At 42.0% G+C, this 26,735-nt stretch carries 23 protein-coding genes; 1 reads left to right on the forward strand and 22 read right to left on the reverse strand.

Going from position 1 to position 26,735, the window contains the following annotated elements; genetic code table 11:
- Positions 1-151 precede the first annotated feature (151 nt).
- The 18 genes from QW71_RS03400 to QW71_RS03480 form a co-directional block, all read right to left on the reverse strand.
- Positions 152-1,090, reverse strand: a complete 939-nt coding sequence (locus QW71_RS03400; RefSeq protein WP_039293281.1) for a type II secretion system F family protein — start codon at positions 1,088-1,090, stop codon at positions 152-154.
- On the reverse strand, positions 1,087-2,436 hold the full coding sequence (locus QW71_RS03405) for a CpaF/VirB11 family protein (protein WP_039293283.1): 1,350 nt from the start codon (positions 2,434-2,436) through the stop codon (positions 1,087-1,089). Before QW71_RS03405 ends, QW71_RS03400 begins: the two co-directional genes overlap by 4 nt.
- Positions 2,433-3,299, reverse strand: a complete 867-nt coding sequence (locus QW71_RS03410) for a hypothetical protein (RefSeq protein WP_052769866.1) — start codon at positions 3,297-3,299, stop codon at positions 2,433-2,435. Before QW71_RS03410 ends, QW71_RS03405 begins: the two co-directional genes overlap by 4 nt.
- Positions 3,292-4,044 (reverse strand): Flp pilus assembly protein CpaB, encoded by a 753-nt coding sequence (cpaB, locus tag QW71_RS03415; protein ID WP_039293284.1) that lies wholly within the window; start codon positions 4,042-4,044, stop codon positions 3,292-3,294. Before cpaB ends, QW71_RS03410 begins: the two co-directional genes overlap by 8 nt.
- Before the next feature lie 26 nt (positions 4,045-4,070).
- Positions 4,071-4,535 carry an A24 family peptidase gene (locus QW71_RS03420; protein ID WP_047013597.1) on the reverse strand — a complete coding sequence of 155 codons (465 nt, stop codon included), beginning with the start codon at positions 4,533-4,535 and terminating at the stop codon, positions 4,071-4,073.
- Positions 4,508-4,846, reverse strand: coding sequence for a hypothetical protein (locus QW71_RS03425; RefSeq protein ID WP_039293288.1), 339 nt, complete (start codon positions 4,844-4,846; stop codon positions 4,508-4,510). Before QW71_RS03425 ends, QW71_RS03420 begins: the two co-directional genes overlap by 28 nt.
- Positions 4,847-4,856: 10 nt before the next feature.
- Positions 4,857-5,066 carry a hypothetical protein gene (locus QW71_RS03430; protein ID WP_039293290.1) on the reverse strand — a complete coding sequence of 70 codons (210 nt, stop codon included), beginning with the start codon at positions 5,064-5,066 and terminating at the stop codon, positions 4,857-4,859.
- 4 nt (positions 5,067-5,070) lie between these two features.
- Positions 5,071-5,907: a conjugal transfer protein TrbL family protein gene (locus QW71_RS03435; protein WP_039293291.1), complete on the reverse strand. Its 837-nt coding sequence runs from the start codon at positions 5,905-5,907 to the stop codon at positions 5,071-5,073.
- 54 nt (positions 5,908-5,961) lie between these two features.
- The gene (locus QW71_RS03440; protein WP_246552918.1) at positions 5,962-6,150 is read right to left on the reverse strand and encodes a DUF6133 family protein; all 189 of its coding nucleotides are present in this window, start codon (positions 6,148-6,150) and stop codon (positions 5,962-5,964) included.
- A 108-nt stretch (positions 6,151-6,258) separates the two neighbouring features.
- Positions 6,259-6,483: an Mbov_0395 family pilin-like conjugal transfer protein gene (locus QW71_RS41165; RefSeq protein WP_197074276.1), complete on the reverse strand. Its 225-nt coding sequence runs from the start codon at positions 6,481-6,483 to the stop codon at positions 6,259-6,261.
- 119 nt (positions 6,484-6,602) lie between these two features.
- Positions 6,603-8,207, reverse strand: a complete 1,605-nt coding sequence (locus QW71_RS36870) for a VirD4-like conjugal transfer protein, CD1115 family (protein WP_052769867.1) — start codon at positions 8,205-8,207, stop codon at positions 6,603-6,605.
- The gene (locus tag QW71_RS38785) at positions 8,158-8,673 is read right to left on the reverse strand and encodes a hypothetical protein (RefSeq protein WP_083442402.1); all 516 of its coding nucleotides are present in this window, start codon (positions 8,671-8,673) and stop codon (positions 8,158-8,160) included. Before QW71_RS38785 ends, QW71_RS36870 begins: the two co-directional genes overlap by 50 nt.
- The gene (locus QW71_RS03455) at positions 8,670-9,509 is read right to left on the reverse strand and encodes a hypothetical protein (RefSeq protein ID WP_039293296.1); all 840 of its coding nucleotides are present in this window, start codon (positions 9,507-9,509) and stop codon (positions 8,670-8,672) included. The genes QW71_RS38785 and QW71_RS03455 overlap by 4 nt, the downstream gene beginning before the upstream one ends.
- Positions 9,510-9,542: 33 nt before the next feature.
- Complete coding sequence (locus QW71_RS03460; RefSeq protein WP_039293297.1) at positions 9,543-10,250, reverse strand: hypothetical protein; 708 nt, start codon at positions 10,248-10,250, stop codon at positions 9,543-9,545.
- 23 nt (positions 10,251-10,273) lie between these two features.
- Positions 10,274-10,924 (reverse strand): hypothetical protein, encoded by a 651-nt coding sequence (locus QW71_RS37730; RefSeq protein ID WP_052769869.1) that lies wholly within the window; start codon positions 10,922-10,924, stop codon positions 10,274-10,276.
- A 189-nt stretch (positions 10,925-11,113) separates the two neighbouring features.
- Entirely contained in the window at positions 11,114-12,349 is a 1,236-nt protein-coding gene (gene mobP3, locus QW71_RS03470; RefSeq protein ID WP_039293300.1) for a MobP3 family relaxase, read from the reverse strand.
- Positions 12,330-12,812, reverse strand: a complete 483-nt coding sequence (locus QW71_RS03475) for a hypothetical protein (protein ID WP_039293302.1) — start codon at positions 12,810-12,812, stop codon at positions 12,330-12,332. The genes mobP3 and QW71_RS03475 overlap by 20 nt, the downstream gene beginning before the upstream one ends.
- 198 nt (positions 12,813-13,010) lie before the next feature.
- Entirely contained in the window at positions 13,011-14,000 is a 990-nt protein-coding gene (locus tag QW71_RS03480; RefSeq protein WP_039293304.1) for a DUF3991 domain-containing protein, read from the reverse strand.
- Positions 14,001-14,115: 115 nt separating this feature from the next.
- Here QW71_RS03480 and QW71_RS03485 point away from each other — a divergent pair, with 115 nt between their 5' ends.
- Positions 14,116-16,497, forward strand: coding sequence for a DUF2726 domain-containing protein (locus QW71_RS03485; RefSeq protein ID WP_039293306.1), 2,382 nt, complete (start codon positions 14,116-14,118; stop codon positions 16,495-16,497).
- A gap of 235 nt (positions 16,498-16,732) precedes the next feature.
- Here the strand turns inward: QW71_RS03485 and QW71_RS03490 are convergent, their stop codons facing one another.
- The 4 genes from QW71_RS03490 to QW71_RS39680 all read right to left on the reverse strand — a co-directional run bounded on the left by QW71_RS03490 (position 16,733) and on the right by QW71_RS39680 (position 26,026).
- Positions 16,733-17,206 carry a hypothetical protein gene (locus tag QW71_RS03490; protein WP_039293309.1) on the reverse strand — a complete coding sequence of 158 codons (474 nt, stop codon included), beginning with the start codon at positions 17,204-17,206 and terminating at the stop codon, positions 16,733-16,735.
- 84 nt (positions 17,207-17,290) lie between these two features.
- Positions 17,291-19,909: a hypothetical protein gene (locus QW71_RS03495; protein WP_152679683.1), complete on the reverse strand. Its 2,619-nt coding sequence runs from the start codon at positions 19,907-19,909 to the stop codon at positions 17,291-17,293.
- A gap of 265 nt (positions 19,910-20,174) precedes the next feature.
- Positions 20,175-25,556 (reverse strand): N-6 DNA methylase, encoded by a 5,382-nt coding sequence (locus QW71_RS03500; protein WP_306766024.1) that lies wholly within the window; start codon positions 25,554-25,556, stop codon positions 20,175-20,177.
- Positions 25,557-25,651: 95 nt separating this feature from the next.
- Positions 25,652-26,026 carry a TnpV protein gene (locus QW71_RS39680; RefSeq protein WP_152679685.1) on the reverse strand — a complete coding sequence of 125 codons (375 nt, stop codon included), beginning with the start codon at positions 26,024-26,026 and terminating at the stop codon, positions 25,652-25,654.
- Positions 26,027-26,735: the final 709 nt, after the last annotated feature.

Below are 26,735 nucleotides of genomic sequence, written 5' to 3' on the forward strand. Positions count from 1 at the left end.
CTGCTGGCAGTTCCTCTTCCTCGAACCGGTCCCAAAAGTTATGGAACCCGTATTCCTCAATCAGGGATTGTAAGATGATCTGCTCTTGCGGGGATGCCTCAATCAAATTGCCTAGTAACCGAATAGAATCGTGCATTTGAATTCTCCTTTTCTAACGTTTGTATTCCAGAGGACGTGTAAGCCGGATCACTGCTGCCAGTGAGATAAACAATGCCAATGCGCAGATTGAAAGCACGATATGCCCAGGAGTGCTGGTAGTCAATGTATGGAACCAGTCGCGATTCAGAAAATAAAGTAAGGGAATATTGACGACAAGTAGGATAGCCATTGTTAGAAATTCTTTTAATGGCTCATAGAGTAAATAGTCAAGTTCCGCCGAGACAACACGCATATCGGACAATTTGGCGACAATGGGCATGAGTGTGGATTTCAACGTTCGGTCATCCTGACAGGCAATTAGGGCATCACACCACTCTTGAAAGACGGTATTATTAATCCGTCCTTTAAGCTGTAGAATCGCCAGTCTGAGGTTGGCATGAATCAGTTTAGTTTCAGCTAGGAATGCTTGAAACACATCTGCTACGGGAGGATTCAAGTAAGGGAGATTTTCTTCAATCGCTGCCAGAATATTCTCGTTACGCAGGTAGGAGGTGGTAATGACGGAGAGCGCCGTTTCTAATTCACTACCCAGACGCTTCTTGTAGAATGTAGAGCTGAACAAGATACCCCAAAAAGGGAGGAGGGCAAACCCCCCAGCCATTACGGGTAACAACCACAAGTTGTTCATGAGGATTGCCAGCATAGCTCCGATAATTGCTAAGGATAGGGAAACGGCGATAAGCAAACCAAACCGTTGACTATGACCCGTCTGTTCTAGAATGGCTTGGGCTTCATGTACTGCAGCTCTCCAGCCTTTAAGTTTCTTTGGGTGCTGAACAGCACGGATCCGTTTTGCTAATGATGGACTTCGAATAGACAAATGGGAGAGTAGTTCGGAGAGTTCTTGTGCTAATGTGTAAGGAGTGAGTTGAAGGATCAACATGCAGCCTGCAGTTAAACCGATAGAGGCTAACAGCAGCATAAACGTCATGAGGCTTCACCTCCAGATAACAAATGATGCAATGAGGACAAGGGCAAACCGTTTTCGAGCAACCGTTTCTGTAGGCCGATGGAAATGTCACTAACCTTCTCATAAGCGCCGTCGATGCAAATACGGCCGGCTTCTTCGTAAGTAGCATGGACGGCAAACCGGAATAGCGTATGAATGACACGCTGACCATCTGGGAGTATGCAGCATTCTGTGATTTCCATCATCCTGCGGCTATTGTCCTCAAGTTTCTTCACAAACAAAATGAGTGGAAAAGCTTCTGTTACCAGGTTGTACAGGGTCTGGTCATTCATATCATATTTCTGGGTACAGAGTGTCACCATCCGGTAGTAGGTAGCAAAACAAGAATTCGCATGGGTAGTGGTAATCACGGTATGACCAGTTCGAGCTGCTTCTTGAGAAGCAAAAGCTTCAGCAGATTTCATTTCTCCGACGCAAATAATATCCGGGTTGGCAGTCAGGGCAAATTCCAGTAGCTTTTCCTGATCGATATGCTGGCGGGGGTCTTCGCTGGAGCGTGTCACCGTATGCACCACATTGTTCAGAACGCAGCCGTTTTCGTCGGTAATGACCAGATCAAACTCACGGCAATCATTTTCAATAGTGAAGATACGTTTGTCATAGGGGATCGTGGAGAGCAGCCAGCTCATCAATGTTGTTTTCCCGCTGCCGGTGGCTCCAGTGACGCACATGGATAATCCGTACCTTAGACAGATGCTAAGGAAGTCCAGCATTTCTGCGGTCGCTGTTTCATTCTGAATAAAATCCTCTCGGGCTAACTTCTGCGGGTTAATGATCCGTATGGAGGCGGCAATCCCTTTATCTTTATCTGTAATAGGAGCACCAAATACGGTAATGCGAATATTGTTGGCCAGATGGCCCCGGACAATGGGCTGAGAATAGTCCAGGATCATTCCGGACTGGTGCAGTAGCCGCCGGATGACATCCACCGCATGCTCTGGTGAAGAAAACTGTTCTTCAGCGGGGAGTATTCGTCCATCCGTATAGCTGATTTTCACATCATTGTAGCTATTGATATTGATTTCCTCGACATCTCTTGAAAAGAGATAACGAGTCAAAAAAGAATACTCCACCATCTCGGCATACAGTCGATTGATTAGTTCATCGAAGGTAAGTCCTGGCACATGTAGCCGTTGGTCGGTTAGATATTGACTCATATAGGAAATGATCTGCTGTTTTTGTTCATCAGGATGGCGGCTCATCAGTGTGGCATATTTCCCGGAAAGATAGGTCTGGACTTCCTTAAGCACATCTGCAAAGGGCTTGGACTGAGTGGCAGAGAAAAATAGAGAAGAAGCTTGATTCATTGACCATCACCTCGGCGTTTTGGTAGGAATGATTTCAGCCAATTGAGGAGATTAAAAGTTGTCGGATTACGGATTGGAGTTGTAGAGGATTTATCTTTTGACTTCGCTACATGCGGGTGTTCTTCCGGTAAAGCCAGTTGAATCAAATGTTCCACACCACTGAGATAGGTCGTTGCTTCTTTGCCACATAGGTCATCGAGCAGCCGGGCATCTGCCGTTTGTTGCTCTAGCTCAGTCACATAGGGAAGGGTTACCTCAATACCCCCGAAAACTTGACTGTATTCCCGTTCGTCTTGCCCTGCTTTAACATTGGATAGTACAGAGACATTCAATGAACGGCGAAACCGTAAATCCGTCAACAATGGTAAGTAGGAAGCATAGAACATCAGGCTTTTCAGCTCACAACTGTGTAACCGATAGACAATATCAGCCAGTTCGAGTGCTACTGTGGAAAGAGGATCGACGGAGAGATAGCTGGAGCAGTCAACCAATATCACATCTGCCAGATGTCTTGCTAACGTTAGTAGATCGACAGCACGTTCCCTGTCGTAAGAAGCATACGTAAACGCGGTGTCTCCTTTTTTGTAACCAATCAGAGCAATATGAGGAGAACCATCCAGTGGTAGAGCAAACTGCAGTAATTCTTCTTGGGTTAGAGCAGGCAGGCTGAGTAGTTCGCCCAGGGAGCGTTGTTGCTTGGCGGCTTGCGGCAGGATTGTGGAAGCGGAGGGGCAAAGGGCATCGCAGCAGAGAATGAGAACATTTTTCTTTTTAGCGGCAAAGGCTTTAGCCAGCTTGATCGTCGTTACTGTCTTGCCGCTACCGGGATTGCCCCAAACAGCGATCAACGGTTTATTACTCATTTGCCTCCCCTTTCTTTTGCTGGGCTGTAAAGTATGCATCTTGTTTGTTGGTAAAAGCTTTGGCGGTAGCAGGGTCGCCGCTGTACACGAGGGACGTATGCAGCTTAGCTTTATTCTCAAGATCGGCTAAAAGTTGAGCCTGCTGTGGTTGAACCAGTAGCGTTAAGGTTGAAGGGAGTTCATTGTCCTCATCGTCGTCTTTAGTGGAGCCGTTATTTCCTGTTTGTGCGTCCACCCCGCTGCTTGCAGTGACAGCTAATACTTCGACATACTGCAGCTCTGGAGGCATGGTAGTCGTACGCATTTCTCCGTAATCCGAAGCGATGAGGGTCACGATATCACCAGGTTGAAGTTTACCGGATAATCCTGCTGCAAGGCTCTTAATTGTGACGGACATGGCTTGTTTGTGCCCATCCAGTCGATTGAGGTAAGCATCTAGTGGAACAGCAGATAACTTGGAAGGGAGCAAATAGTCGCCAGTTTTAAGGTCCACCGTCGCAAATTGTCCAACAACGGCCTCCGTCGTTTTAAGAACAGCTCCAGGCAAATGGAGCTTTCCTACCTCAACGGTTTCTACCTGTTCTGACTGAATTACCGATCCTTTAGCGACATCCTTGGTAATACGGATGATTTGAGTGGTATCACCAGCTGCACGGTTTAAGAGTGGTGCAATGCCAAAACAAATAATGAGGGAGAGTAGAATACAGGCAGCTCCTAATACAGAACGATTTTTATATCTGTGCATAAAGACAAGACCTCCTGAGGAAGGGTTTAGAGTTGGATCATGATAAACGCAAAAAGGCCGCCGGCAGATAAAAAGGGAGCCAGCGGCAGAGATGTATGTTTTGCAGATTGATAACCGGATTTGATACCGATTCCTGCAGCAGCTAAAAGAACAAATGTTAATCCAATAATGCTTTGAATTGTGCCACCTACAGGACCTAACACAAAGCCGCAGGCTGCCATGAGTTTGATATCACCGCCGCCGAGCTTACCTTTGGAGATTACAGCGGCGACAAGATACGGTACGCCAGTCAGGAGCATCCCAGATAAGGAGAAAAGAAGAGAGAAGTGTATGAATCCTACAGCGGTAATAGCTACAGAAAGAAAATCAGGAATCTGGCGCGTTTTAACATCCGTAATGCTGGCACAAGTCAGGAACAAGACGAGGAGTAAACCTTTCAGAAGGAAGAGATTTAGGGGGAGACTCAAGGTTGCTCCTCCTGCCACGGCCATTCAGGTAGACTTCTGTAGGGATATACCTTTTGGCTTTTGGCGAAGCGAACCATGAAGCGTACTTGATCGAGAACGGACAGATTATTTCGGTCTTTCGTGGTCATCATCACTGAGGCGGAAACACCGGTTAAGAAAGTAACTAAGGCCATCGGCACACTGCCATTGATCAGCCAAAGAAGTAACGCTAGAAGTACAGTGAGCAATGAACCTAGAAAAGCCTGACCTAATTGCTGTTTGCCAAAACCCGGAAACCACTCGGCTTCCGGCTTCACACCCATCGGAATATACAACGTTTGCGATTCTTGAGTCATCTCAGACCTCCTATTGGTAATAGAACAGAATGATATCTTTTACCTGCCAGATGCTTTCAGCAAGAATGTAGAACAGTACAACGTTCCGGCTACGCTTCTTATATTTCGTCGCTTCTTCATCAGCTCCAGCCAGACGTACCATGCAATATACCAAGCGACAGGCGCAGCCAAGACGGATTAAAGCGATAAGGGCTTCTGCTAGCTCCTCCAGGGTATCCATTCAGTCACCCGGCCTTCATCATTTTGCGGGCCATTCCTACGAGTTTGACGGAGTGATAGACATTGTTTACAACCCCGCCACCGCCACCAGATGTAATCAAGAAATCGGAGAGGAAACGTGGTGTCTTAATCGCGAGCATCATACAGGCTAGTCCCCAGAAGACATGGGATTGCAGCATCAACCCCACACCTAATTTGGCTAAGGCGATTTGAATGACTACTGTCAACATGGATTGCATGAATTTCTGGGTATAGGCACGGAATACACCACGGTCATTATCCAGTAATCCAGCGCAGGCTAGCGGAATACCAACACGAAGGATAAACATTTCGAGTCCGCGCATGAGAAACTGGAAATACAAGATGAAGAAGCATACAACGAAGACCAATCCAAATAGTGCTGTCACAAGTCCGAGTGAGCTGATGCTGTTAACCCAAACCTGCCAGTTGTAGTCGGTCGATTGTCCGATGACGACCAGTAACTGATTGGTTAGCTCTTCAACCATTTGACCGATCCAGGTATAGATAGTGGGAAAACAAATGGCAACAGCCATTGCCCTGAAAAAATTGGTCAGTAGAAATAGCGGTTCTTCATCCGGATCCCCATCGGTCCACAGTACATAAATCTCAAAGCCTTTTTTCAGGAATTTGAGAATCATCACTGCAACTCCAAAGCCAAACAAAATATCGTATAAGCTTTCCAGTAGATTCGTGCCGGTTGTAAGGGTCATGTATTTCTCAGCATACAAGGAGATGGGCAGGATATCTTTTAATAAGGTGTCCATGTAGATCAGCGCCCCGTTAAGCAGAGCAACGACGAGCAGCAGTAAGATCTTTTCCATCTGTTCCTCCTTTCTAAGAGAAGCGGCGTGACCGCCGCTTCCTCTGAAGGCTACTTAACCTTTGTAGTTGAACATCTCCTTGATCCGCTGAGTAAGTGTGGGCAGGATGGTTCCTTCAAACAGCAGATACAGACCGCCTAGCACAAGTGCGCCGATCACAACGGCCATCAGGATCTTTACAGCCGTATCCACGAAACCTTCCCCGCTTCGGTTGCTAAGTACTCTCTTTGCATTGCTCCCCATGTGAGCAAATATTATTGGTACAGCCTTCATCCATTTTTTCATTATTCATAACCTCCAAAATTCAATGTGAGCATAGAAAAGAGCCTGCTGCGGTCAACAAGCTCTTTTTTACTTGTAGTAGCCAATAATGATATTAAGGGTGGCTGCGCCGAGTACTGCACCAATGCAGGATACAACGGCAACAATGATACGGTTGTTCCACTTTTTGGTGTCCATCTCATCCGCAGCTGAGCGTCGGATACTAAAATAAACAATGAGCAAACCGGAAACAACCGGAGCCAGAATCATCAACCAAGTTGTGACATCACCAATTAATTTCTCGGTCCCAGTCACCAGCTTGCTACCTTTAATGTCGCCGGAAGCATAAACGGATGCGGATTCAACCCAATAGTAGTAAAGCGTAAATAGTACGGCTGCTGCAGTTCGTATAACCGAAGAGAAGCGGCCGGACCTTAATCGTCGTCTGAACCCGGAGGGAATAATCCGCTTTGAGCGGCTGCTTGTTGCCGTTGTTCGGCCATCTGCCTGGTAATGTCTTTCTGATAGTAGATCCAAATGTTCCAAAGTTTCACCTCCTCATTCGTATTCGTTCGTACGATTCGCCGCATTTCTCGTTCTTCTCTCACTTTGCGATTGTGCTCCTTGTCTCCAAGGCCCATCATCGCGTTAAATGCCCAAGAGGATAGATCGGGAGAATACATCATTGCTGGATGGGAACGAGATAGTACAATCTGGTAAGGGCGTGAGACACGGTGCACCTCGTCTACCGTTAACAGCTTGCGCTCAAGCAGATTTAAGCTGTGTGAAGTGCTGGGCGTCGAATATTTGCCATGTGATGCAGATAGCTGATAACTGGACGTTGTATATGTCCCGAGCTTCTCGCTGACTTCCCGCAGCGTCTCTAGATCGTCAGCCTGCAGGTATATCCAGGTCTGACAATTGGATTTGATCGTATTGGCTACATGGTCGTCATATTTTTCTTTCAATTGTTCGAAACTCTGTAGAAATAGGTTAAAGCGCATTCCACGCCCGCCGCCGACCGTCAACTTATTTGTGAAATCGGCAATGGGCGTAAAGTTACCAAACTCATCAAGGATAAAATTGACCCGTTGTTTTAAGCGTCCTCCACGTTTGTCTGCTTCGGTAGTTAATAGTTCGTACAACTGGGATACCATAAGCGAAGCCACAGGATAAAAGGTTGTCTTCTCATCGGGGAGGATAATAAAAAGCGCCTGTTTCTTATTGCCGATGTCGGCTAAAGAAAAGTCGCTTTTGTGTGTGATGGCATAAATGGATTTGGAGGTGAAGAGGCGCAATGTGGTCAACGCTGAGGTATAGAAACTACCTTTGGTGCGGGAGGGAGCAATGTCGGAGATGCTGAGCAGAGCCCGAGCAGGATGGTTCTGAGGCAACCGCTTAATGTACTCCTGCATCGGTGTTTTGTTGCCGATTTGTTTGTTCATCTCCGCTAAAAACCAGTAGACATTGGTCATATTTTGAAACTCTGGACGCTTGACGTTATCCCACACTACACTGAGGATCGAGGCGGCGATGACCGACATTTCTCCGTTGGTCCAGATTTTTTCACCCTGAGCTTTCCCTACCAGCACATTCGTCATGTCCCAAGCGAGCATTTCTGCTTGCTCTTGGTCTTCAGCCAGCGTTGCGTCAATGATAGGCTGAAGCAGATTATAATGGTGGCTCTTTTCAGGATGACGGAAATCGAGCGCAAACACTTCATAACCCAGCTTCTCCAGCAGGACGCTACTATAATGAAACAGCTCTGCTTTCGGATCAGAGATAACCAATGACTCTCCGGCTAATGCCAAGAGTCCGATGGATTGAAGGACCACTGTTCGAGATTTCCCGCTGCGCGTCGCACCGATACAGAGAGAATGAACATCATCCCCTATAAAGAAAAGACGCTCCTGACTTCGCGCTTGTTGTAATCCTAGGACAATACCACCAGATTTGATCAGAGATGGTGCAGCAGTTGGGCGAGGATGGTTAATGGCGGTGTTCACTTTCGGAATAGACTTCGGATGAAGCATTCTCATGGTGAAAGTCCTCCTTCAGATCGGTTTGTCGGAAATGCAGGTCGTCGTAACCGGATTGAATCAAATGGCGAATATAGGGATGATGCAGATCGAGCATTTCGCAGTCGAAGGCATGAGCCCATTCTTCTTCTTGGAGCCATCGTGCGGAGCCATGCTGATTTTGTCCCACCACTACAGGTGTTTCAATCCCGGGGGCGATTTGCTTAAGTTTGCTCTGATATGGCCGGTTATTGGAGACGAAAAAGAGAGCGGACAGGAGTAGAGTAAATCCTTGAAGACAAAGAAAAAGCAGAAAGTGAACTCTGCTAGAAATAAGACTACCCAGGCTTGCATTTAGGGAGGGGACGGTGAGGGTTGAAGTTGAACCGGATAAGGCACCATGCAGGGCCATAGAGAAGAAGAGATTAAAGATGGAACCGATGGTTATTAAAAGCGTGCAAAGCAGCAGCTTTTGTTTCGTTTTCACCACTCTGGCTCCTCTGTGGGTTCAAAATAATTATCAGGTCGTTCTCTCAGGGAGATAGAATCTTGATGGAATTGTGGGAATTCTTCGTATTTTTCCGTAACAGGGAAACGCGCTTCCTGATCCAGCTGTATTTGTAGAAAAAGTGATCTTGGTGCCGGCTGATCATAAATACGGCCCCATTCTTCAACATGAAGATTATGCATCGTTACATAGACGGGATGATCCTCACATAAGGTGTGCACCAAACTTTCCTCGTTAATAATTTGTTCCAGTACAGCGGGGTGAGAAGCGGACAATTCATAAACCGGAATGGAGCAAGCATCTAGTGGATAAAAGAGATAGTTTTCTTGACCAGCTGCTACTTCCTGTGCCATCTCCGACAGACAGTGCTTTGCGATCGTTTGATGTACCGCGAGTGCCCACTCTCCGTCATGATTCACCATGGAGATCCCATTGTAGAACTCTTGGCTCTCCGTAATGTTTCCCCAAGGTGTAGTTGCTGGTGGGGGCATTCCACCAAAATACTCCGGAGCAAAAAACTCTCCATCCTGGGCCAGTTTTTCTGGCGAGCCGCACCATGCTTTAAATTCCGGATCTGTAATTGCATCTTTTTTGAGTAGTTCATAAGCAGGAATGATACTTTTAGCGTCGTCGAAATAAATATGATCACCTTGTGACTCTCCAGCTTGCAACGCTTCTTCACTGAGTACTTCTTTGGCATAATCAGCATCCATAACAATGCCGCTATTGTGTTCGGCCATCATGCCGTACACATGCAGGCCAATTTCCGCGCAGGTTAAAATATTACCCCATATCAAGCTTTCGGGCTGAGGCATGGACTCACTTCCTTCTATAACAAAGATGAGTTGTTACCGAGCATCTTCGGTAATTTCGAGCGTCTCCGAGTTACCGTCAAAGTCATGACTAAATTCATGTTCGTAGTTCAGGTGGATTTCCCGATCTTTAAGCTCGGGCAGTAGTTCCTCCAATCGGTCGATCAGGATCTGGACCTGTTCGAATTGCTCCATCGTCTTGTCGTTGGGACTGATGAGGAATTTGACCATCTCATCATGAATGAGAATAAGCTCATTCTCGCTGAATAGTTTCTTACCATCTACCAGGCCGCTGCGGACGGCAAAGTTCTCCATTGCTTCATTTTTGTCATAAAAATATTGGCGTTGTACCGGTATTCCATTCTCTGGCGCAAGACGGTAGGTCGAAAACACATATTCGAATAGAGGATGATGTTTGCAAGCAAGAATGACGTCCCCGTATTCACTAAGCTTGTAGACACCGTTTGTGATCTTCTCATCCTTATCGGTGTATGGCTTTTCGGTACAAACACCTAGCTGCAAGGCTGTTTTCCGTGCCAGGTCTGAAATGCTGCTCATAAGCCGATCCGGGACAGTAACAAAAGGATTACGATCAATACTATCCATCCGTGTATAAAAGGCAATGATTTGATCCTTCTGATATAGATCTGCTAAATAGTCCGCGGATGTGGAACGCCGGACCTCAATTCCTTGCTGTGATAAGGCAGCAAAGAAGCTTTTATAAAATTCGCTTTTACTTTTCATTTGAGGCACACCTTTCAAGAAGGCTACTGTTCGTGATCCAGTTCGGCTTGTATTTGGGGATAGAGGAGACTGGGAAAAGGGGGAGCCAATGACTCGATTTTCTGTAGAAGATGGTCAACGGATTGTTTTTCGTTATACCCTATTGTGGAATCATTAAGGCTACGATAAAGAAGGGCAGCGTAAAGCGAACTTAGCTGATCGCTATCAAACAGTCTACCCTTGTCGAGTAATCCACTCCGCATTAGAAAATCTTCCTTAGCCTTCTCATATTCGTTGCGATAAAAATAATGGCCCATGGCAAATCCAGTCCGCTCGCTATTCATCTCCCACGTAACAAAGCGAAACTCACCGTCCCCATCGTAACGGCCTGCTAATACATGATGGTTATATTCCAGCATACTGCGGTAACTGCTCAAACTGGAGATTCCAAGTTGGGTAGCATTACGATAGCTGCGCTCTATCTCCCAGACCTTTCCGACAATGCTCGGTATCTGGTGAGCGAGTTCAGCTTCGGCATTAGCTGGATAATGAATTTCACCATTCTGATGAATAAATGCGATAGGGTCGTTCTTTTGAAGAACGGAGAGAACGGAGGTCGATTCACGCTGTATATTCAAACCCAAACGGGAGAGTTCTGCTTCCAGCACCTCTTTCATTCGATTATTGATCTCCATTGGCCGATTGCTCCTTGAGCTGAGATGGACTCTCCTGATAAGGAATTACTTGAGGTTGTTGTTTCGGTTTGTCTTCTGAAGGTGGTCGATGTTTCCGTGGGGTTTGACGCATCAGTTTCTCAAATGATTGTAGCTTTCCATCGGTAAAAAACATTTGATCAATCCTTTCGGTGTGGTTGGAGACTCACATTACCTATCGAATCCTTTATCCTTATTCCGTAGGAGCCATTCTTTCTTAGCCTGCTTCGATAAGTCACCTCCCATTAGCTTGCTTTTGTCGTCGTAATCCATTTGGGCATTCATCGCCAAGCCCTCCATCAGGTTAAGCAGCTCAAGCACTAATTGCTCTGTCATGGCATACTGCCAATTAGCTTGTTTGATATTAAAGCTGGCATCCTTCTCTAGCTGGATGATGTTGCGAACCGTGGAGAGAATGCGGTTGGCGATACGTTTCTCTGCTTCAGCCTGATATTTAGCACGCTGCCTGTTCAAATGTTCTGGATTAGAGTCATATAGCATTGCCAGGTTCATTTTGGCCTCAACGTAATCTTCTACCATCTGAGCAAGATAGCGATTCTCTTGCAACAAGTTCTGTACAAACTTATCTAGCGGTGTTTTTGATTCAGGGGGCAACAGCTTGTACGCAAGTCGTCCGGATTTCGGCATTTGTTGACGCAATTGAAAAAGCTGTTCAGCCAACTTCTTGACAGAAGAGGGCTCCACCAAGTGGTGTTTGGGAAAGAGGAGAAGAGAGTCTGCATCATCGACTTCAAACCGCTGCTGGAATGCTCGAAATTCTTTGGGATTCAACTGCTTCAGATAGTTCTCAAATTCTGACACCAATTGATCGGTAATCTCGGACACTCCGGATTTGGCCTGATCCCGCATGGCAATAAACTGTTTGATTTTATAAGCGAACGTGTCTTTAATCAACTGTTTGCGAATGCTGTTGGGGACTTCGGGGGAAGTGAAGTTCTTCATGATTTCTTGTTTCCTGTCCCAGAACACCACATGAAGATGGGGATGATCCATTTCGTTATGAAGGGCGGCAGCCCAACAAAGGTTCTCTGTTTTAATCTGGTTTTGAGCTGCAAGTGTGGCAATGTGTTGTTCGATATACTGCTGCCATGCCGTGAAGTTTGATAGTCCTAGTTCCATTGCAGTTTCTTTGCGGAAAGAAATAATGCCACGATACATGTTTTTGCCTTGCTGCGAAATATCTCGGGCAGTTCGCGCCACTTCTTGCCAGGAATCAAATATCTGCATCTCGCCGGGCCTTAGTTTTCCAAATAGACCATGGTTTTTCGCATCATGCCGAACTGCACCGGGACGGGTGGCGATATAACCAATATGACAGTAATTGCTGACTGCGGTTTTGGGCTTATTGGGGTGGAAGAAGCGTTGCTTATAGATCAGAGCCGACATCGATATCGCCTCCGCGCAGTCGCTCAGCATCCTGCTCAAAACCATCACCGGAGAGGAATAGCTTCTCCACATCAGTGAGCTTCATCTTCATGTATTCCACTGCAAGCTGCCGAGCCTTCTTCTCAATCTCCCGGAAAGTTGTATAACGATTCACATCGATTAAATCCGCAATAATAGCAATGGTGGAGTAATAAGAGGCGGCGGACATGATAAGGTCTTTGCTAGCCAGTCCGGCTAACCGGTTGCTCAAACCATTGATGGCAATGGTGATCTCCTGGCGGATAATGGTGGTGATGAAATCAATCTCTTCCGTATAGGCATCTACAGACATCCCCTTTTGAATAAAGGCACGTACGATATCTGCCATACTGAGATGCTTGGTTGCTGCATACTTTTTCAATGCTTCATATTGTTTCTTTGGGAGCTTGACGGTGATTTGTATAGTTTTCTCAGCTTGTGCCAATGGTCTCTCCTTCCCTTTGATGTACTTAAGTGACATTCGTTTGCCGGGTAAAAATCACTAAAAATGTCGGTGGAAGCTCTGCTTCCACGCTGTTTTCTTGCAAAATGACATTTTGCTATTCCTGCCTTTACACCACCACCATCGGGCGGTGCCCTCTGGTGGTGGGACGGCAGTTCTTTTATCCAATGAGAAAAAAATCTATAGTTCATAGTCACAATCCTCCTCATGAATAGGTGATTTCTCTTCGGTTATGGGCTGACGCATAGAAACCAGATCTACATTGAAATCCTTATTGTGTGGCGTCTGGATACTGGTCCGATATCCTAACTCATCATACTTATGGGCAAATTTAAAGGCAGCCTCTTGTCCCCAATTGGGAGCCGGGCTGCCATCTCGATAAGTGGCGTTATAATCATTGTCTAAGCAGAAGATGATTTCATTAATAGTGTGTTGGGATAGGAAGCGCTCTAAGGCATGATCTGATAAGCAACCAAGGGAGATTCGATGATCTGCTCGCCAGTCCAGCCCGTTCAGCTTGGTGAGTGTGGCATGGCTCATGGCGTCGATGGGGCTTTCACATACGTAAACTCGCTGGCTAATATGACGAGGTGAGATATGAAAAGGATAACTTTTATTTGAGTATTCCCGGTCCTGCTTAAAAGGTCGATTCGGATTACAGCCTCTCATTGAACAGTACTTAGGAACTCCATCTTGATCGTATCCGACGAAAACACAGTTTCCAGTTTTGGATTGCTGGAAAAGCTTTTTTTCGTGCATGAGGTGGGACATGATTTCAGGGTCAATCCCTCGAACGTGTACGAGATACCAAGCGACTCGTCTATAGTTGGATGCCTTGTCCGGAAGGATGAGCTGGCCGGCTGTTTGAGGAGAATAGGGCAGAGGAGTGAAGCGTGGGATTTCACTTCCCAGCAGAAAAGCTACGGCTTCTTTGAAACTCATATTCCAGAATTGCATTACAAAGTCAATTGGGCCGCCGTGGGTATCGGTGGAGAAATGATAGTACTTATTGCTGTCTTTGAAAAAGTAAAGACCGCCACTGTGCTTTGCATGTAGTGCGCGGCGGCCGCCGTTTTTGAGGGTGTAGCCATGGGATTTGGCGAATTGTACTAGGTTCGTGATACTGGCTTGGATGATTTGATTTTTATCTAAAAAGAGATTGTTTTTCATATTTACCCCTTTTTAAATATGATTTGGAATCGAAAAAGTGATGAAATCAGTATCAAATTAATGGATCATTAGATGATATAATACAGTTACTAATAAGCATTTGGAGGCGACGCCTTTGTTTGAAGCAAATACTCCGCAAGAACTAATATATTTGATAGAGATTCCCAAGAAGTATAGAGTGGCCCTTTTAGACGGAGAAGTAAAAGAGTTTTATTCAAAAGAAAACTTTTTTCCTAGGGTACACTATGTCATTGAGAAGATGCATAGTATTCTGACTCTATTAGATGAATCAGAGGCTTATAGCTGGGAACTTCATATTAAATACATAATCAAATATGGACTAGTGAAAGGCGGGCATTATAAATATGCCTACCAAATTTTTCATAATGAAATGGAAGAAGAATTAGTATCATATTTAGATGATGAAAGAACTAAATCAGTAGAAGGATTCGACTATAGTTATAACTTAATGCATATCGCTATTGAAGCTATTATTCAATACAATCATCTAAATTCATTCTCGAATTCATTATTAAACATGTGGAAGTTTATATCTCCTGAAGAGTTAATACACACGATTATCTTTCCGGTTGATATAATTTATGAAAGTAAAGATTGGAATATAGGCGATATAAACAATTGTGTCTTTTATCATATTCCTAGTGTCTTTGAATTTACAAAGGCATATATTGAGATAATAAAAATTATCATGGACATGAATGTGCCACGCAAACAGTTCAATCGCCATATACATGCCTGCCTTAAACTAATCTTAGATGAGGTTCAGTATTTTTCATCAGAGGAATGTTCATACCTTTTACTATTGCAAAAGCTTTCGGCAATATTAAAACAGAATACTGATGTTCAAGATTTGATTTTCTTAACTCGTTGGATGATAGAGCTTAATCTAGGTGAGTTTAATGCAGAGGGGTATGCAATTAACGAGGTTGTTTTATCAGACAAAGAAATCAAGAATCTTGCTAAATGTGCCAATAAAGTGCTGAAATGGTCTAGCGAAAACTCAATTCCAGGTATTATCAAAGAATATTGGGATTTAATAAAAAATATAAACGACATTAGAAAAACAGCACTTTTAATTGAATTTTGTTCAAAATTAACTCAGATACGAGACAAGGAAATCATTAATAAAATAGCAGGTGACGCATTCAAATCATTTGATCCAATGAAGTTTTTATTTGAGCAGAGTGAATACGGAACTATAGCAAAGATTTACTTTTCTCATCTTTCAATAGAAGGTTACTACTTTGAGTTTGCATTTTCTTTAAAAAAGAGTGGTTACATTGAAGAGGCTAAAAAAGTATATTCACAGGCTATTGAGAACGGAAAAGAAACAAATGCGATTTTCAATAATTTAGGGGTAATCTATGAAGAGCATGATAAAGAATACGAAACAGCCCTATCCCTGTTTGAAAGAGCAATCTCTTTGGCTCCTAATGAAGTAATGCATAAAAATAACAAAAAGCGAATTGAAAATCTAATTAAAGAAAAAAAGAACAAAAATCAGACTTTGAAAGACATCTATTTTAAGAAAACAACAAAATATCAAAAAAGTATATTATTTGCTCTCTATCGTTTATCTGACCAACAACCCACATTTAATGAATTATCAGAGGCTACGCGACAAAAAGAGTCTTATGTCAAAAAAAATTTGGAAGAATTATTGAATTTGGAATTAATTATTCCCAATAGTAATTCCTATATATTAGAACCGGTTATTGAAGAATTAGTATCTAATTACGTTGAACCTAAGTTAGAACGTCAGATAATTCGAGTTGATAAGGCGTCCTTATATAGGCCTATTTTTTATCATGAATCTGAGATTAACTTGTATCATGCATTAATTGATTTATTTCCGCAACACTTTATATTCCCAAACATTAGTTTGAAAACAATTATTGATGTTGAGAAAATAAAAGAACTTGTTTCACAAGAGCATGTTAATTATCTATTTATGGCTCATGTTGACTATGCCATTATTAGTACAACCACATATACTCCAGTCCTTGCAATTGAGAAAGATAGCACATATCATGAAACTGATTCTGCGGCTATTCGCGATGAACGAAAGAACCTGATTTTTCAAATGAGCGGAATACCATTAGTTAGAGTGAAATTCAATAGTAATGTAACTCTAGAGTCACTAAAGAAGCAAGTGCGTGATGTAACAAAGGAGTTAATAAACACATTGAAAAGTGACGAACAAGATGTCCGTTTACTTCATGAAATTGATGTTCGAAACTTCGGTGCTTTATCGAAATCGGATTATGATTTGGATGAATTACAAGAGGATTGGGCAAAAATTGTTGGAAGTGGTATCGCACAAAAATCTAAGATAGACAACGTTGAGGGTCGTACGGTTAGTGTCTTACTATCTAGTGAATTGGAAGCGATTATCTCCATGAGTAAGGAGCAAATTGAAAAGAAATTTAAAATAGCGTATCCGTTAATTAGTGAAATAACATATCATTATTATTAAAAATACTAATGGTAAGAGAACATATGGGATTAGATATGTTTAAAATGATCATTTAAACGAAGAACTTCAAGAGAGGAAATTCTGGCATGTCTAAAGGCGTGCCTTTTTTTGTTTGTGCCAGTATACAAATAATTAACACCTAATTGAACCAACACCATTTTCGTTTATCAGGATCGTAAACTAGGATGAGAGAGGGGATATAGAGTAAGTTAAGAAAAACTAAATAATAACATTATTAATTCTTTATAAAACCTCCGATATCTTCAAATGCAAATGAGCTATTCATTTGGAGTGATATGTTATGACTTTTCCAATTCCAGTGAATAGAACTACTTGAAGGGTCATGGATAAGATTAAGCCGATTAAACAATAAAGATTGGGCAATATCCTTACGGATTAATTCGACATAGGAATCTGCTAACCAATTTTTGTAATGGAACGGAAGTAATGAAGTGTGTTCATATAGACTGTTTAAAAAGGAATCAGGAATCATGGTATCGTAATTAATTTGATCATAAAATTTAATTTCATCTTCTTTGTTAGTGATTAGAATAAAAGCATATTCATAATAAAAACAAAAGCCAATCCAATATTCTTGCACCTTTATTCTTTGACTGTAGTTAAACTGTTCTATAAAAATTTGGCTAATACTGTTTTCAATGAAAAGCTTATGATTGGTTTGAATATTTTTATTGATTTTTAACTCCATGAAAGGAGCACCTCCAATAACAAATGGACACATGCGAATATGTGTTCGCATGTGTCCATTTTATCATAAACTACAGGAAAATTGTTATTTTTTCTTTGTTAGGCTAATAGTTAGTTCTGTTGTATCAAGAGGTGAATAACTTCTGGCTGCAATTCCAATATCCCGAAACTGGTCGTCAATATACTCCTTTGTTATCAGAACTTCATCCGTTGTAAAAATAGCCACCATCTGTTTGAAGAATATGTCAGGAACTCTTTGGATTTTTTCCTTATTGCTACTTATCTGTTCGTGGAGATAAGCTAAATCTTTACAGTCTATAAAAACTGGTTTTGTTGTATATCCTTTAACAATCTCTCTTCTAAAGAAGTCAGCCATTGCAAAAATTTGACGTTTTCTAAATTTATTTCCTATGAAAATATGTGATGTTACTTCATGAGGAGTACAATAAGTTGAGATATCAACTAAACTATTTAGTTGTTTGACGTAATGCAAGGCCTTACGATGTTCACCTGACCCTAATGTGTATCCAGCTGGATCTTTAGTGAATTTACAATCATAAGTAAAGGCATATTTCATCTCGGAAGAGTTTAAAGGGGCATTTTCCTTGTACTGAATTGCAAAAAGTCCTTCAGGTATTGGTTTACCAATTAATTCTTTTCCCCACTTTTCAGAATTGGGAAACATATCTTTTATAACTGGGAAAACATCATCTTCAAGATCACTATCGTCATATTTGTCTTTTAACTCAGTTGTTTTTCCACTAATAAAATTGAGATTTTTAACAGCCTTCATAGCGGCTGTTACTACCAAATGATGCGTACGTTTATTTAGATCTTCTATATATTTACCCATAAATACACTAAAATCTTGTTGATCATTATTTACATAAATTTGTCCGAATGTTAGCTGCTCAATTGTATCAAGTGAGTAGATGTCACTTGTTTGCTGATCTACGCCGTAACATATCACTATAGTAGGAATTAATTTCCTTTCAATATTCTCCAGCGTTCTTTTTGAAAGCACATTTTTCGTCACAAGAACTTGAAATAAACGATTTTCAAATAAAAAACGTTTGAATTTAAATTTTTTCTTTCTAATAGTTTGTTGAGAATAACCTTTAGTTTCTAATCGAGAATCTCTTTCTAGAAGAGTATCGAACAAATCATAAATATATTTTTCCATAACTTCATTGTTAGCTATTATTTCTTCTTCCGGAGTAACTTTTATATCATTATGACATTCTGGGCACTCTAATATGTCATGAGTATTTAAAATCACTTCACTCTTATTAATTGTATAGAAGTTGCAGTTATTGCACGAATATTTATCGTCTTGCTTTAACTCTAGAAGTTTCAAAGTAATAAGTTCATCGAACATTTGCTTTTGATCATTTTCAAGTTGATCCTGTCTCGAAAATCTAAAGATCTGATCGATTTTGAGAGCGCGACCACCAGTGAATTTATTTTTAATTGGGCGATCCAGAGGAAATCCGAATTTCTTGAAAAAATTGTTGTTGATTAATGTTTTAGTTGCTGTACTCAAATTACTATCGTCTAGTTTGAAAACCACGTCTCCATTTTCTAGTGAAATTGATCGTATTGATTTTGAATGTTTGCTTGAATGAAATGAAATATTCTTTATATCCTTGAGACTGTTTAAGTCAACTACTCTACGCTGAAAAGCGTCCATCACGCTTGGCCAAATATCAGTTCCGTTCAATTGAAGAATTAAATCAGGAGACTTACTTAATAAAGAGTTTGAAAAAGAAATGCGATCGATGACAAAGTCTTCTGGATTTTCGTTAGTTACTGGTGTTCCTTCTTCAAAGAGCCGAACGATATCTTTAACTTTGTATTCTGTGAATACTTCTCTTTGAATCTCATTAAGAGTTAATCCCAATTCATCAGTGAAGTATTTTTTTATACCGCGTAAATCAGTTTTCATTGCTTTAATTTCAAGTGTTTTTTCTTCTGTTTGAATTGCAAACATAACTTGATCTCTATCTTTTACTCTTTTGGCTTTATCATAGCCAGGTCTTTTAGTATCTTTAGTTAGTTTGTATATCATATACAAAAAATAATGTTCTCCAAGCTGACAGTGTGCAATTATTCTATAATCATTATTTCTTCCGGAATTATTGTATAAAACATTTGCAATGGTGTCTTGGTATCCCTTTTCTGTACTTAAACTATTTACTATTTTCGAAGTGAACTTTTTAGTTGAAGTGAAAACATCGCCTGAAGCTTTGTTCCTCCATTCATGAAGAACCAAAACTTCAAAAAGCCAAGAGGGATTAGTGAGAAATAATTTTATTGACTTTACTACAGTTGATATTTTGGTTGCTTCATTATCCGGAAGCTTTTTATCGAATATTTCATCTATAGCTTTTTTCTTTCTTTTTAGAAATTCTTTGAGAAACAAGAAATCCATAAAGTTTTTGTGAGTCTTTAAATGTTCATTCCACTTAATTTCATCTTCATAATCAGCAAGTTTTAAGATCTTTTGCAAATACGGTTTATCTTCTTCATTTAATGATGCAATAAAGACAGCGCTGGTAGTATCAGAATAACCTTCAGTTATTTTTTCATGATTAACTAATAACTCGTCCCAGTATTCATCTGTGACATCTGATAATGTAGTATATCTTGTCGAATACGACATAAGTCCTATTCCCCCATATTCTAAAGAGGTTTTTTCCAACATGTTCCTTCTATTATAAATCTAGTATTGTCGATTGAACAAGAAGGAAATGCTTTTCTATAGGGAATAGATGATTTGTCATAAACTACTGATATATTTGTCGTGATTAATTCTTGGGGGAGGGCAAAAGTATTAGGAAGATCGTCTGTGGTTATCATTTCTAAAGCTGATTTCCAATGAAATTGCTCATTCAAAATTATAATTTTAAGATAATGTAAGAACTTTTGTCGGAAAATTTGCAAGTATTCATAGTTACTTAAATGTGTTTCTACGATTCGTATTCCCACTTATCGGATTGTTCTATTTCCGATATTTTGTTATTTATGTTTATCATTAATGTTTGATCTTTCAATTCTTGGAATTCTAACTGTGAGTTAAGCTCTACCTGACGAGTAAGCATTTCCTGCAACTTTTGATCAAATTCGAATGGCTTACCTACTTCAATAGTGGCTTCAGCGAATTGCGTTTGAATTTCACATAACCTCTGTTCAGCAGAATGGAGGTTTACTGGTGTTTTTTCAATAACATTCTCCAATCGAGTAATATTCCCGATAGGCGAATCGCCTAAATCAACAGAATATGTCTCGGCTCCGTTGAGCTTAATAGAGATAATATTAAATGCAGATCGACTTAAATAAAGTTCAAATCCACGGTATCTTCCAACATGTATTGAATCTCCGTTGTTAAACTCATTCACCTTCGAAAGAAGGAGTAGCAACTCTCCAGCCTGTGGTTTCTCATTATAGATTTTCCCTTCAAGCACAATTAGAAATTCGTCGTCTCGCGTTTGATCAACCAAAGCTAGATCAACTTTCAGACGCTCAATCCGTTGTTCACAAGCTTGTATCTCCCGCGGATATTGCTGTGAAATCTGTCTTTCCATTATTAGACGCTCATTGTTCCAATTGGCCTTGAGCAACTTCAGCCTTATCACCTCATTATCTACCTGCATCTTTTCTGTAAGAAGGGGATTAGCTGTAGCGATGGCCTTTACCTCGGCAGCCGACAAAACCGTTTCATCAGCGTCCTCACAGGAACGGGATATGCTTTTGCCGGTCATTACTTGTGAAATGTATCGGAGCTTCTGCTCTTGAATCTGCCAGAGGTAACTGTCAAATGTCCCTTTGGTTACATAGCGAAAGATCTGGACCATATTGTTTTTATTACCTTGCCTAAGGATACGTCCATCACGTTGAGTAATATCCGCCGGACGCCAGGGACAGTCAAGGTGATGTGCTGCAATAAGTCGATCCTGAACATTCGTTCCAGTTCCCATCTTTTGTGTTGATCCGAGCAAGATACTTACTTCACCGCGGCGAACCTGTTCAAATAATTCCTCGCGTTGTATATCCGTTTTAGCATCATGGATAAATGCAATCTCTTGTTCAGGAATTCCTTTATTGATTAGTTGTGTTTTTGTTTCATCATAGACATTAAAGTATCCTGGCTTGGGTGTGCCACTATCAGAGAAAATGACTTGAGTAAGTCGATCAGATCTGGATTGTTCCCAAATATCAAAAACGTTGCTGATACATCGACTTAACTTGGAATCAGATTCAACCGGAGCTTCAGGGTTCACCATACGGGGATCAATGGACATAAGCTTGGCTTCATTCGTTAATTTCAGCATATTGTCTTCGGTAGCCAGCACATCATTGTTACGGATTTTCTCAGCACGTTCGACAAAGCTGTCCATCATCATTTTTTGGAAGGGAGAGCATTCAGTGACGACAATCTCCGGCTTCCCTTCTTTCAATTCGGGAACCGGAAGCTTGAGCATTTCGGCAGTTTGAATATCAGCAACGGTGCGAAATATGTTCATCAGTTCTGGGAGATTATGAAATTTAGCAAACCGGGACTTCATGCGATAACCACTGCCTTCAGGTGTCATCTCGAGCGAGGAGACAACTTCTCCAAAGGTGGCAGCCCAATTATCAAAAAAGTCCAATCCGAGTCGCTTTAAGACCGTGGGCTGCAAATAACGCTGCATCACATACATCTCAGACATGCTATTGCTTATCGGTGTCCCTGTAGCGAACACCACACCTCTGCCTTGATTTATTTCCTGGATATATTGACATTTTAAGAGCATATCCATGGCACGCTGACTACTTGTTTTACCTATACCGGCGACATTGCGCATTTTGGTAAAAGTAAAACAGTTCTTGTAGGCATGCGCTTCATCGACAAATAACATATCAACGCCAAGCTGTTCAAAGTAGAGCAAGTTGTCTTTTTTATCCTCATTGACCAAACGCTCCAATCGATGCTTTAGTTGATTCTGAAAAATGACCATCTGTTTAATCGTCCAGTTGTCACCCTTTTCCCGTTTGACCTGATCAATCATCTGGGTAACTCCATTGATTTCATTTTGCAGTAATTGTTCCTGACGTTCATGAGATATAGGGATCTTTTCGAATTGGCTGTGGCCGATGATAATTGCGTCGTAATCACCCATGGCGATTTTAGAAACAAAGCGATTTCGGTTCTGCATACTGAAATCCTTTTTTGTGGTTACCAGGATGTTGGCAGCAGGGAAGAAGCGCATAAACTCATTAGCCCATTGTTCAGTTAAGTGATTGGGAACACAATAAAGTGGCTTTTGAATGGCTCCGAGTTGCTTTAAATACATGCCTGAAGCAATCATAGCAGCGGTTTTACCGGCACCCACCTCATGAGCCATAAGGGCGGTCCCTGAGTATATAATTCTTGCTGCAACGTCTTGCTGGTGTTGCCGGAGCTCCACTTCTTCACTCATACCCTGAAATACAAGATGGCTGCCATCATACGTACGTGGACGGAGAGTATTAAACTTCTCATTATAGATACCTAGCAATAAATCTGCCCGGTCTTTGTCCTTGAACAGCCAAGATGAAAAGGCCTCTTTGATTTGCTGCTGCTTGGCGCGGGCAATCATCGTTTCCTTCGCGTTGACCACGTATTTGATTTGTTCATTACCATTCTGGTCAAAGTAGGTTACCGGATCACGAACAGTAATACTCTGCAGGTTCAAAGTGCCTTCATAAATGTCGTATGCATTTACCCGTGATGTACCAAAAGTACGGTTTACTTTTATTGATTCCCGTTCCAATGATTTGCCGGAGACGCGCCAGGAGTTCGCATATTCCATGTACTCAACATTGATATTTCCAGCAGATTGATGATATCCCGCCGTTCCGAATGTCTCATACATGAAATCACGGTAATACTTGATTGGAATCCACGGACTGCCAATCCGGAAATCAATATCGCCTGGTAATAGTGGAGCAGGTTGCACAGCACTCAGGGCGGTTACATTACGCTCAAACACCTCGGGATATTCCGATGTTTTCAGCTTGGCATAGGCTAATTTGTCTTTTACATTTCCGGATAAGTATTCTTCATCCAGTTCCCAGCCTTCGTCTTGATTGCCAACATATTTCTGGGGATTAAGGAACAGCCGGTCTCCAAGTTCATCTAAGATCTCTTCTGTTGATTTTCCATATAGTCTCGACATATAGGATAGATCTACTTTGAGCTTCTGATTCAGGCAGATTTGAAGAGCTTGTAAAGCTGAATCAGCATGTACTGGCATGCGGTTCGGACGAATCGTGGGTTTAGTGAACACCTGAGCTTTTACCCAATTCTTCTCGGGTGTCATATCCTCAATGGAGCGTAGTAGTGGGAGCTGATCATCATCTGAAAAAGCGGCAGTATTGGCTCGATCATTAATGGGACCGTATCTTTTGACAAATTGATCGTAGACCTCATTTAGTCGCTGCTGTCCCTGTTGGAGTTCAGAGATGTCATAACCATATTCTCGGGACTGAATGTCAATCACTGTTTTGAGGGCATCTCGAATGTCGCATAATCCTTTAATGCGTTCTGCCTTTTTGCCCTTGATGTCTTGGAAAAGTAAATATTCATTCTCGCAGAAATAGATCTGATTATCCTTGATCACGTAAGTGAAATTCTTGGTTCCTGCATCGGCTGGTTGCGCTTGTTCCTGCCCATCCTCTAAGTTCTCAATTTGAATGTCATCGGGTAAGGCTGAAAATTGTGCTTTTAAAGAATGAAGGGCGACGCTTAAGTCGGCATATAGATTCTGGGCAGGTTTTGGAAAGCAAGCAGTAGTTCGTTCTGAACCATACATGCTACGATCCCAGTTCATATCTCCAAGCACCATTTCGGGATGATGAACAAAATAAGTATTGATTGGAATGCCATCGGATGTGCGGGAGACCGAAATCCAATCTGGGAATTGTTCAGTGTCCAGCTGCCGGGGCTGATCCAGTTTCTGCAGGAATACCATGTCGGTAGTTACTTCAGTACCGGCAACTGCTTTGAAAGCAGTATTTGGTAAGCGAATAGCACCAATGAGATCGGCTTGTTTTACTAACTCTTTGCGGATCGAAGAGTCTTGTTTATCAAGTGTACCTTTACTGGTGATAAAGGCTATGATCCCGCCCGGCTTCACCAATTCCATAGATTTTATGAAAAAATAATCATGGATTAAGTAGCTGTCATTAAAGTGATGATCGAAAATTTGGATGTTATTAAAAGGGATATTACCGATAATGGCGTCAAAGCTACTCGGAGAAAAGTTTGTTGTCTCAAAACCTTGAACATGGATTTGTGCTAAGGGGTATAATTGCTTCGCAATCCTACCCGTGATTCCATCCAGTTCAACGCCAAAAAGCTTTGCTTGCTGTAAGGTGTCAGGAAGTACAGAGAAGAAGTTTCCGGTACCCATAGCAGGATCAAGGATTTTACGGTGTTCTCCGTCATTTAGGCCAAAACGCTCGAGTGCTTGATAGATGTAACGAATTAACTCCGGCTCTGTGTAATAGGCTGTAATCGTGGAGTTCAGTGCTTCAGTATATTCTCTCTCATCCAGCAAATGTTTTAACTCTGTAGCTTCATATTCCCAATCTTTTGCATTCTTATTAAAGGCATTTGCTAGTCCGCCCCAGCCCACATAACTAGCTAAAATCCTTTGCTCATCAGGTGAGGCTATACGACGTTCGGATTCAAGTCTTTTAAGAAGACGGATTGCTTCCACATTATGTTTATATTTGCTTTTAGCTCCGGATGGGTACAGGGATACTTCCGGATTATTGTGAAAGTTCTGAAGTGTGAAAGCAGGAAGTATAGGAGGGTCTAGGGTGTCTTGTGTTACAGAAGGAGTACTTTCAGTCTCTTCTAGGGACTGAGAAGGAAATGATTTGTGATTCTCGGTGGATCCGATTTCTATAGGTTCAAAGCGGATAGGGTCTCTAGGAGAATCAGCCTGATTATTAGTGTCTTCCACCTGCTGAACGTAATCAAATAATGTCCATTCCACTTCTTGCGGAGGGAAGGCGGGTAGGCTATCGTCATAGCTTCCATTTTGAATGAGCTGCAGGAGGGTAGTAGCTACCGTTCTCCAGTTGATAAGAATCTCGTGTGAACCTGCACTGTCAGACCACATTAGTTCGATTCCTTTTCCAGAGTGAGTATATCCTGTCAAGCCATTACCAAAATCTCCTCTGGCTCCACCAGTCCCGTATGGATTTTTAAGCAAAGGAATCAGGTCAGGAGCTTTCGTAACCGAGTGTTCGACTACGTAAGAGTAGATGTCTTGTTTTCCTTGCATTGAACCCATACCACTGCGGAGCAAATACTCTAACATTTCTTGTTCCGATGTGATTATACTTTGGTTTTTTTTAGGCAATAAAAAAGAACCGCTGGTTGGCGGTTCAGAAGATAGTGTATGGAAAGGGGGAGTTATCTGGGTCTCAAGATGATCTCGTTCAGTACCAATTCCTCTGCGGTTGATTTGATCTGGTTCAAGTGACGTGTCCGCTCCAGAGTATCTTCGGTCTGAGGTATCGGCTGAAGCCGGAGTAACTGGTCCGTCAGTTGTTGCATCCTCTCGTTCGCTTCTTGGTCGATTTGGTGCATTTTCTCCATCAGATTGCCCTGCATCCTCAGGCTCATTAATCGATGGGGATGATGATTTCTGAGATAGTTTAAGCTCATCCTTCCGTATTTGCCTAATGGCTGTTGGTCGGCCTCCGCCTGACTGGAGATCTGTATCAGAGGATACAAAAGTCCGTCTGTCTGCTGACTGTAGTTGAGATTCAAATTCTCTTTGTTCATAATTAACCATCCTTTCTTGTTGCATTAATTTGATATGCCTACCGATATCGAGCAAAATCTCTTTGGAAATCTCAGTTAGAATGCCGCCCAGTCGGGACATTAGCGGTACATTGTTCCAGTCGTTTATAGTATCGAACACCGGAGTTGAATCTGGCTCTGGAAGCTTACACCGAGAATGAATGAAGTAGATGCTGCTGGCTGCAATCAATTCCTGCATTTGTTCTTGCACGCCGGAAATAGGAAATGTGGCAAAAGGATGATTTACCATATCCAGCTCTATATTCTGATATAAGTCAAAAGATGATATATGCTGTTTAACCAGCTGTGTAATACATAACCCTAAATCATTTGTTTCCTTGGAGGATAGTCTGTGAGCGAGTTCAACCAAATCTAGCCTCTGTAAACTCCAGGATTGAGGAGGGACTCTCCCATGAGTTTGAGAGACATCGAATAAATAGTCTATATGAGGCCTATTCTCCTGAAAGTTACTGACACCAATGGCTTTTTCTCCTCGATTGATGTACCGGCCCAGTTTGTTCCAAAGAGGAAGGGAGGCCAACATGGTAGCCCCTGGATTCTGCATATATATGAGAAGAGCCTTATCAAAAGAGTACTTATAAATACCAGAAGCAAATTTTAAATAATCCATCCAGTCTTGTGGTGACTGCGAAATTTGTGATACAGCCGACTGATAGATGGCTCTTAGTGT

This window comes from Paenibacillus sp. IHB B 3415 (assembly GCF_000802655.2).
In the GTDB taxonomy this organism is placed as follows: domain Bacteria; phylum Bacillota; class Bacilli; order Paenibacillales; family Paenibacillaceae; genus Paenibacillus_AQ; species Paenibacillus_AQ phytohabitans.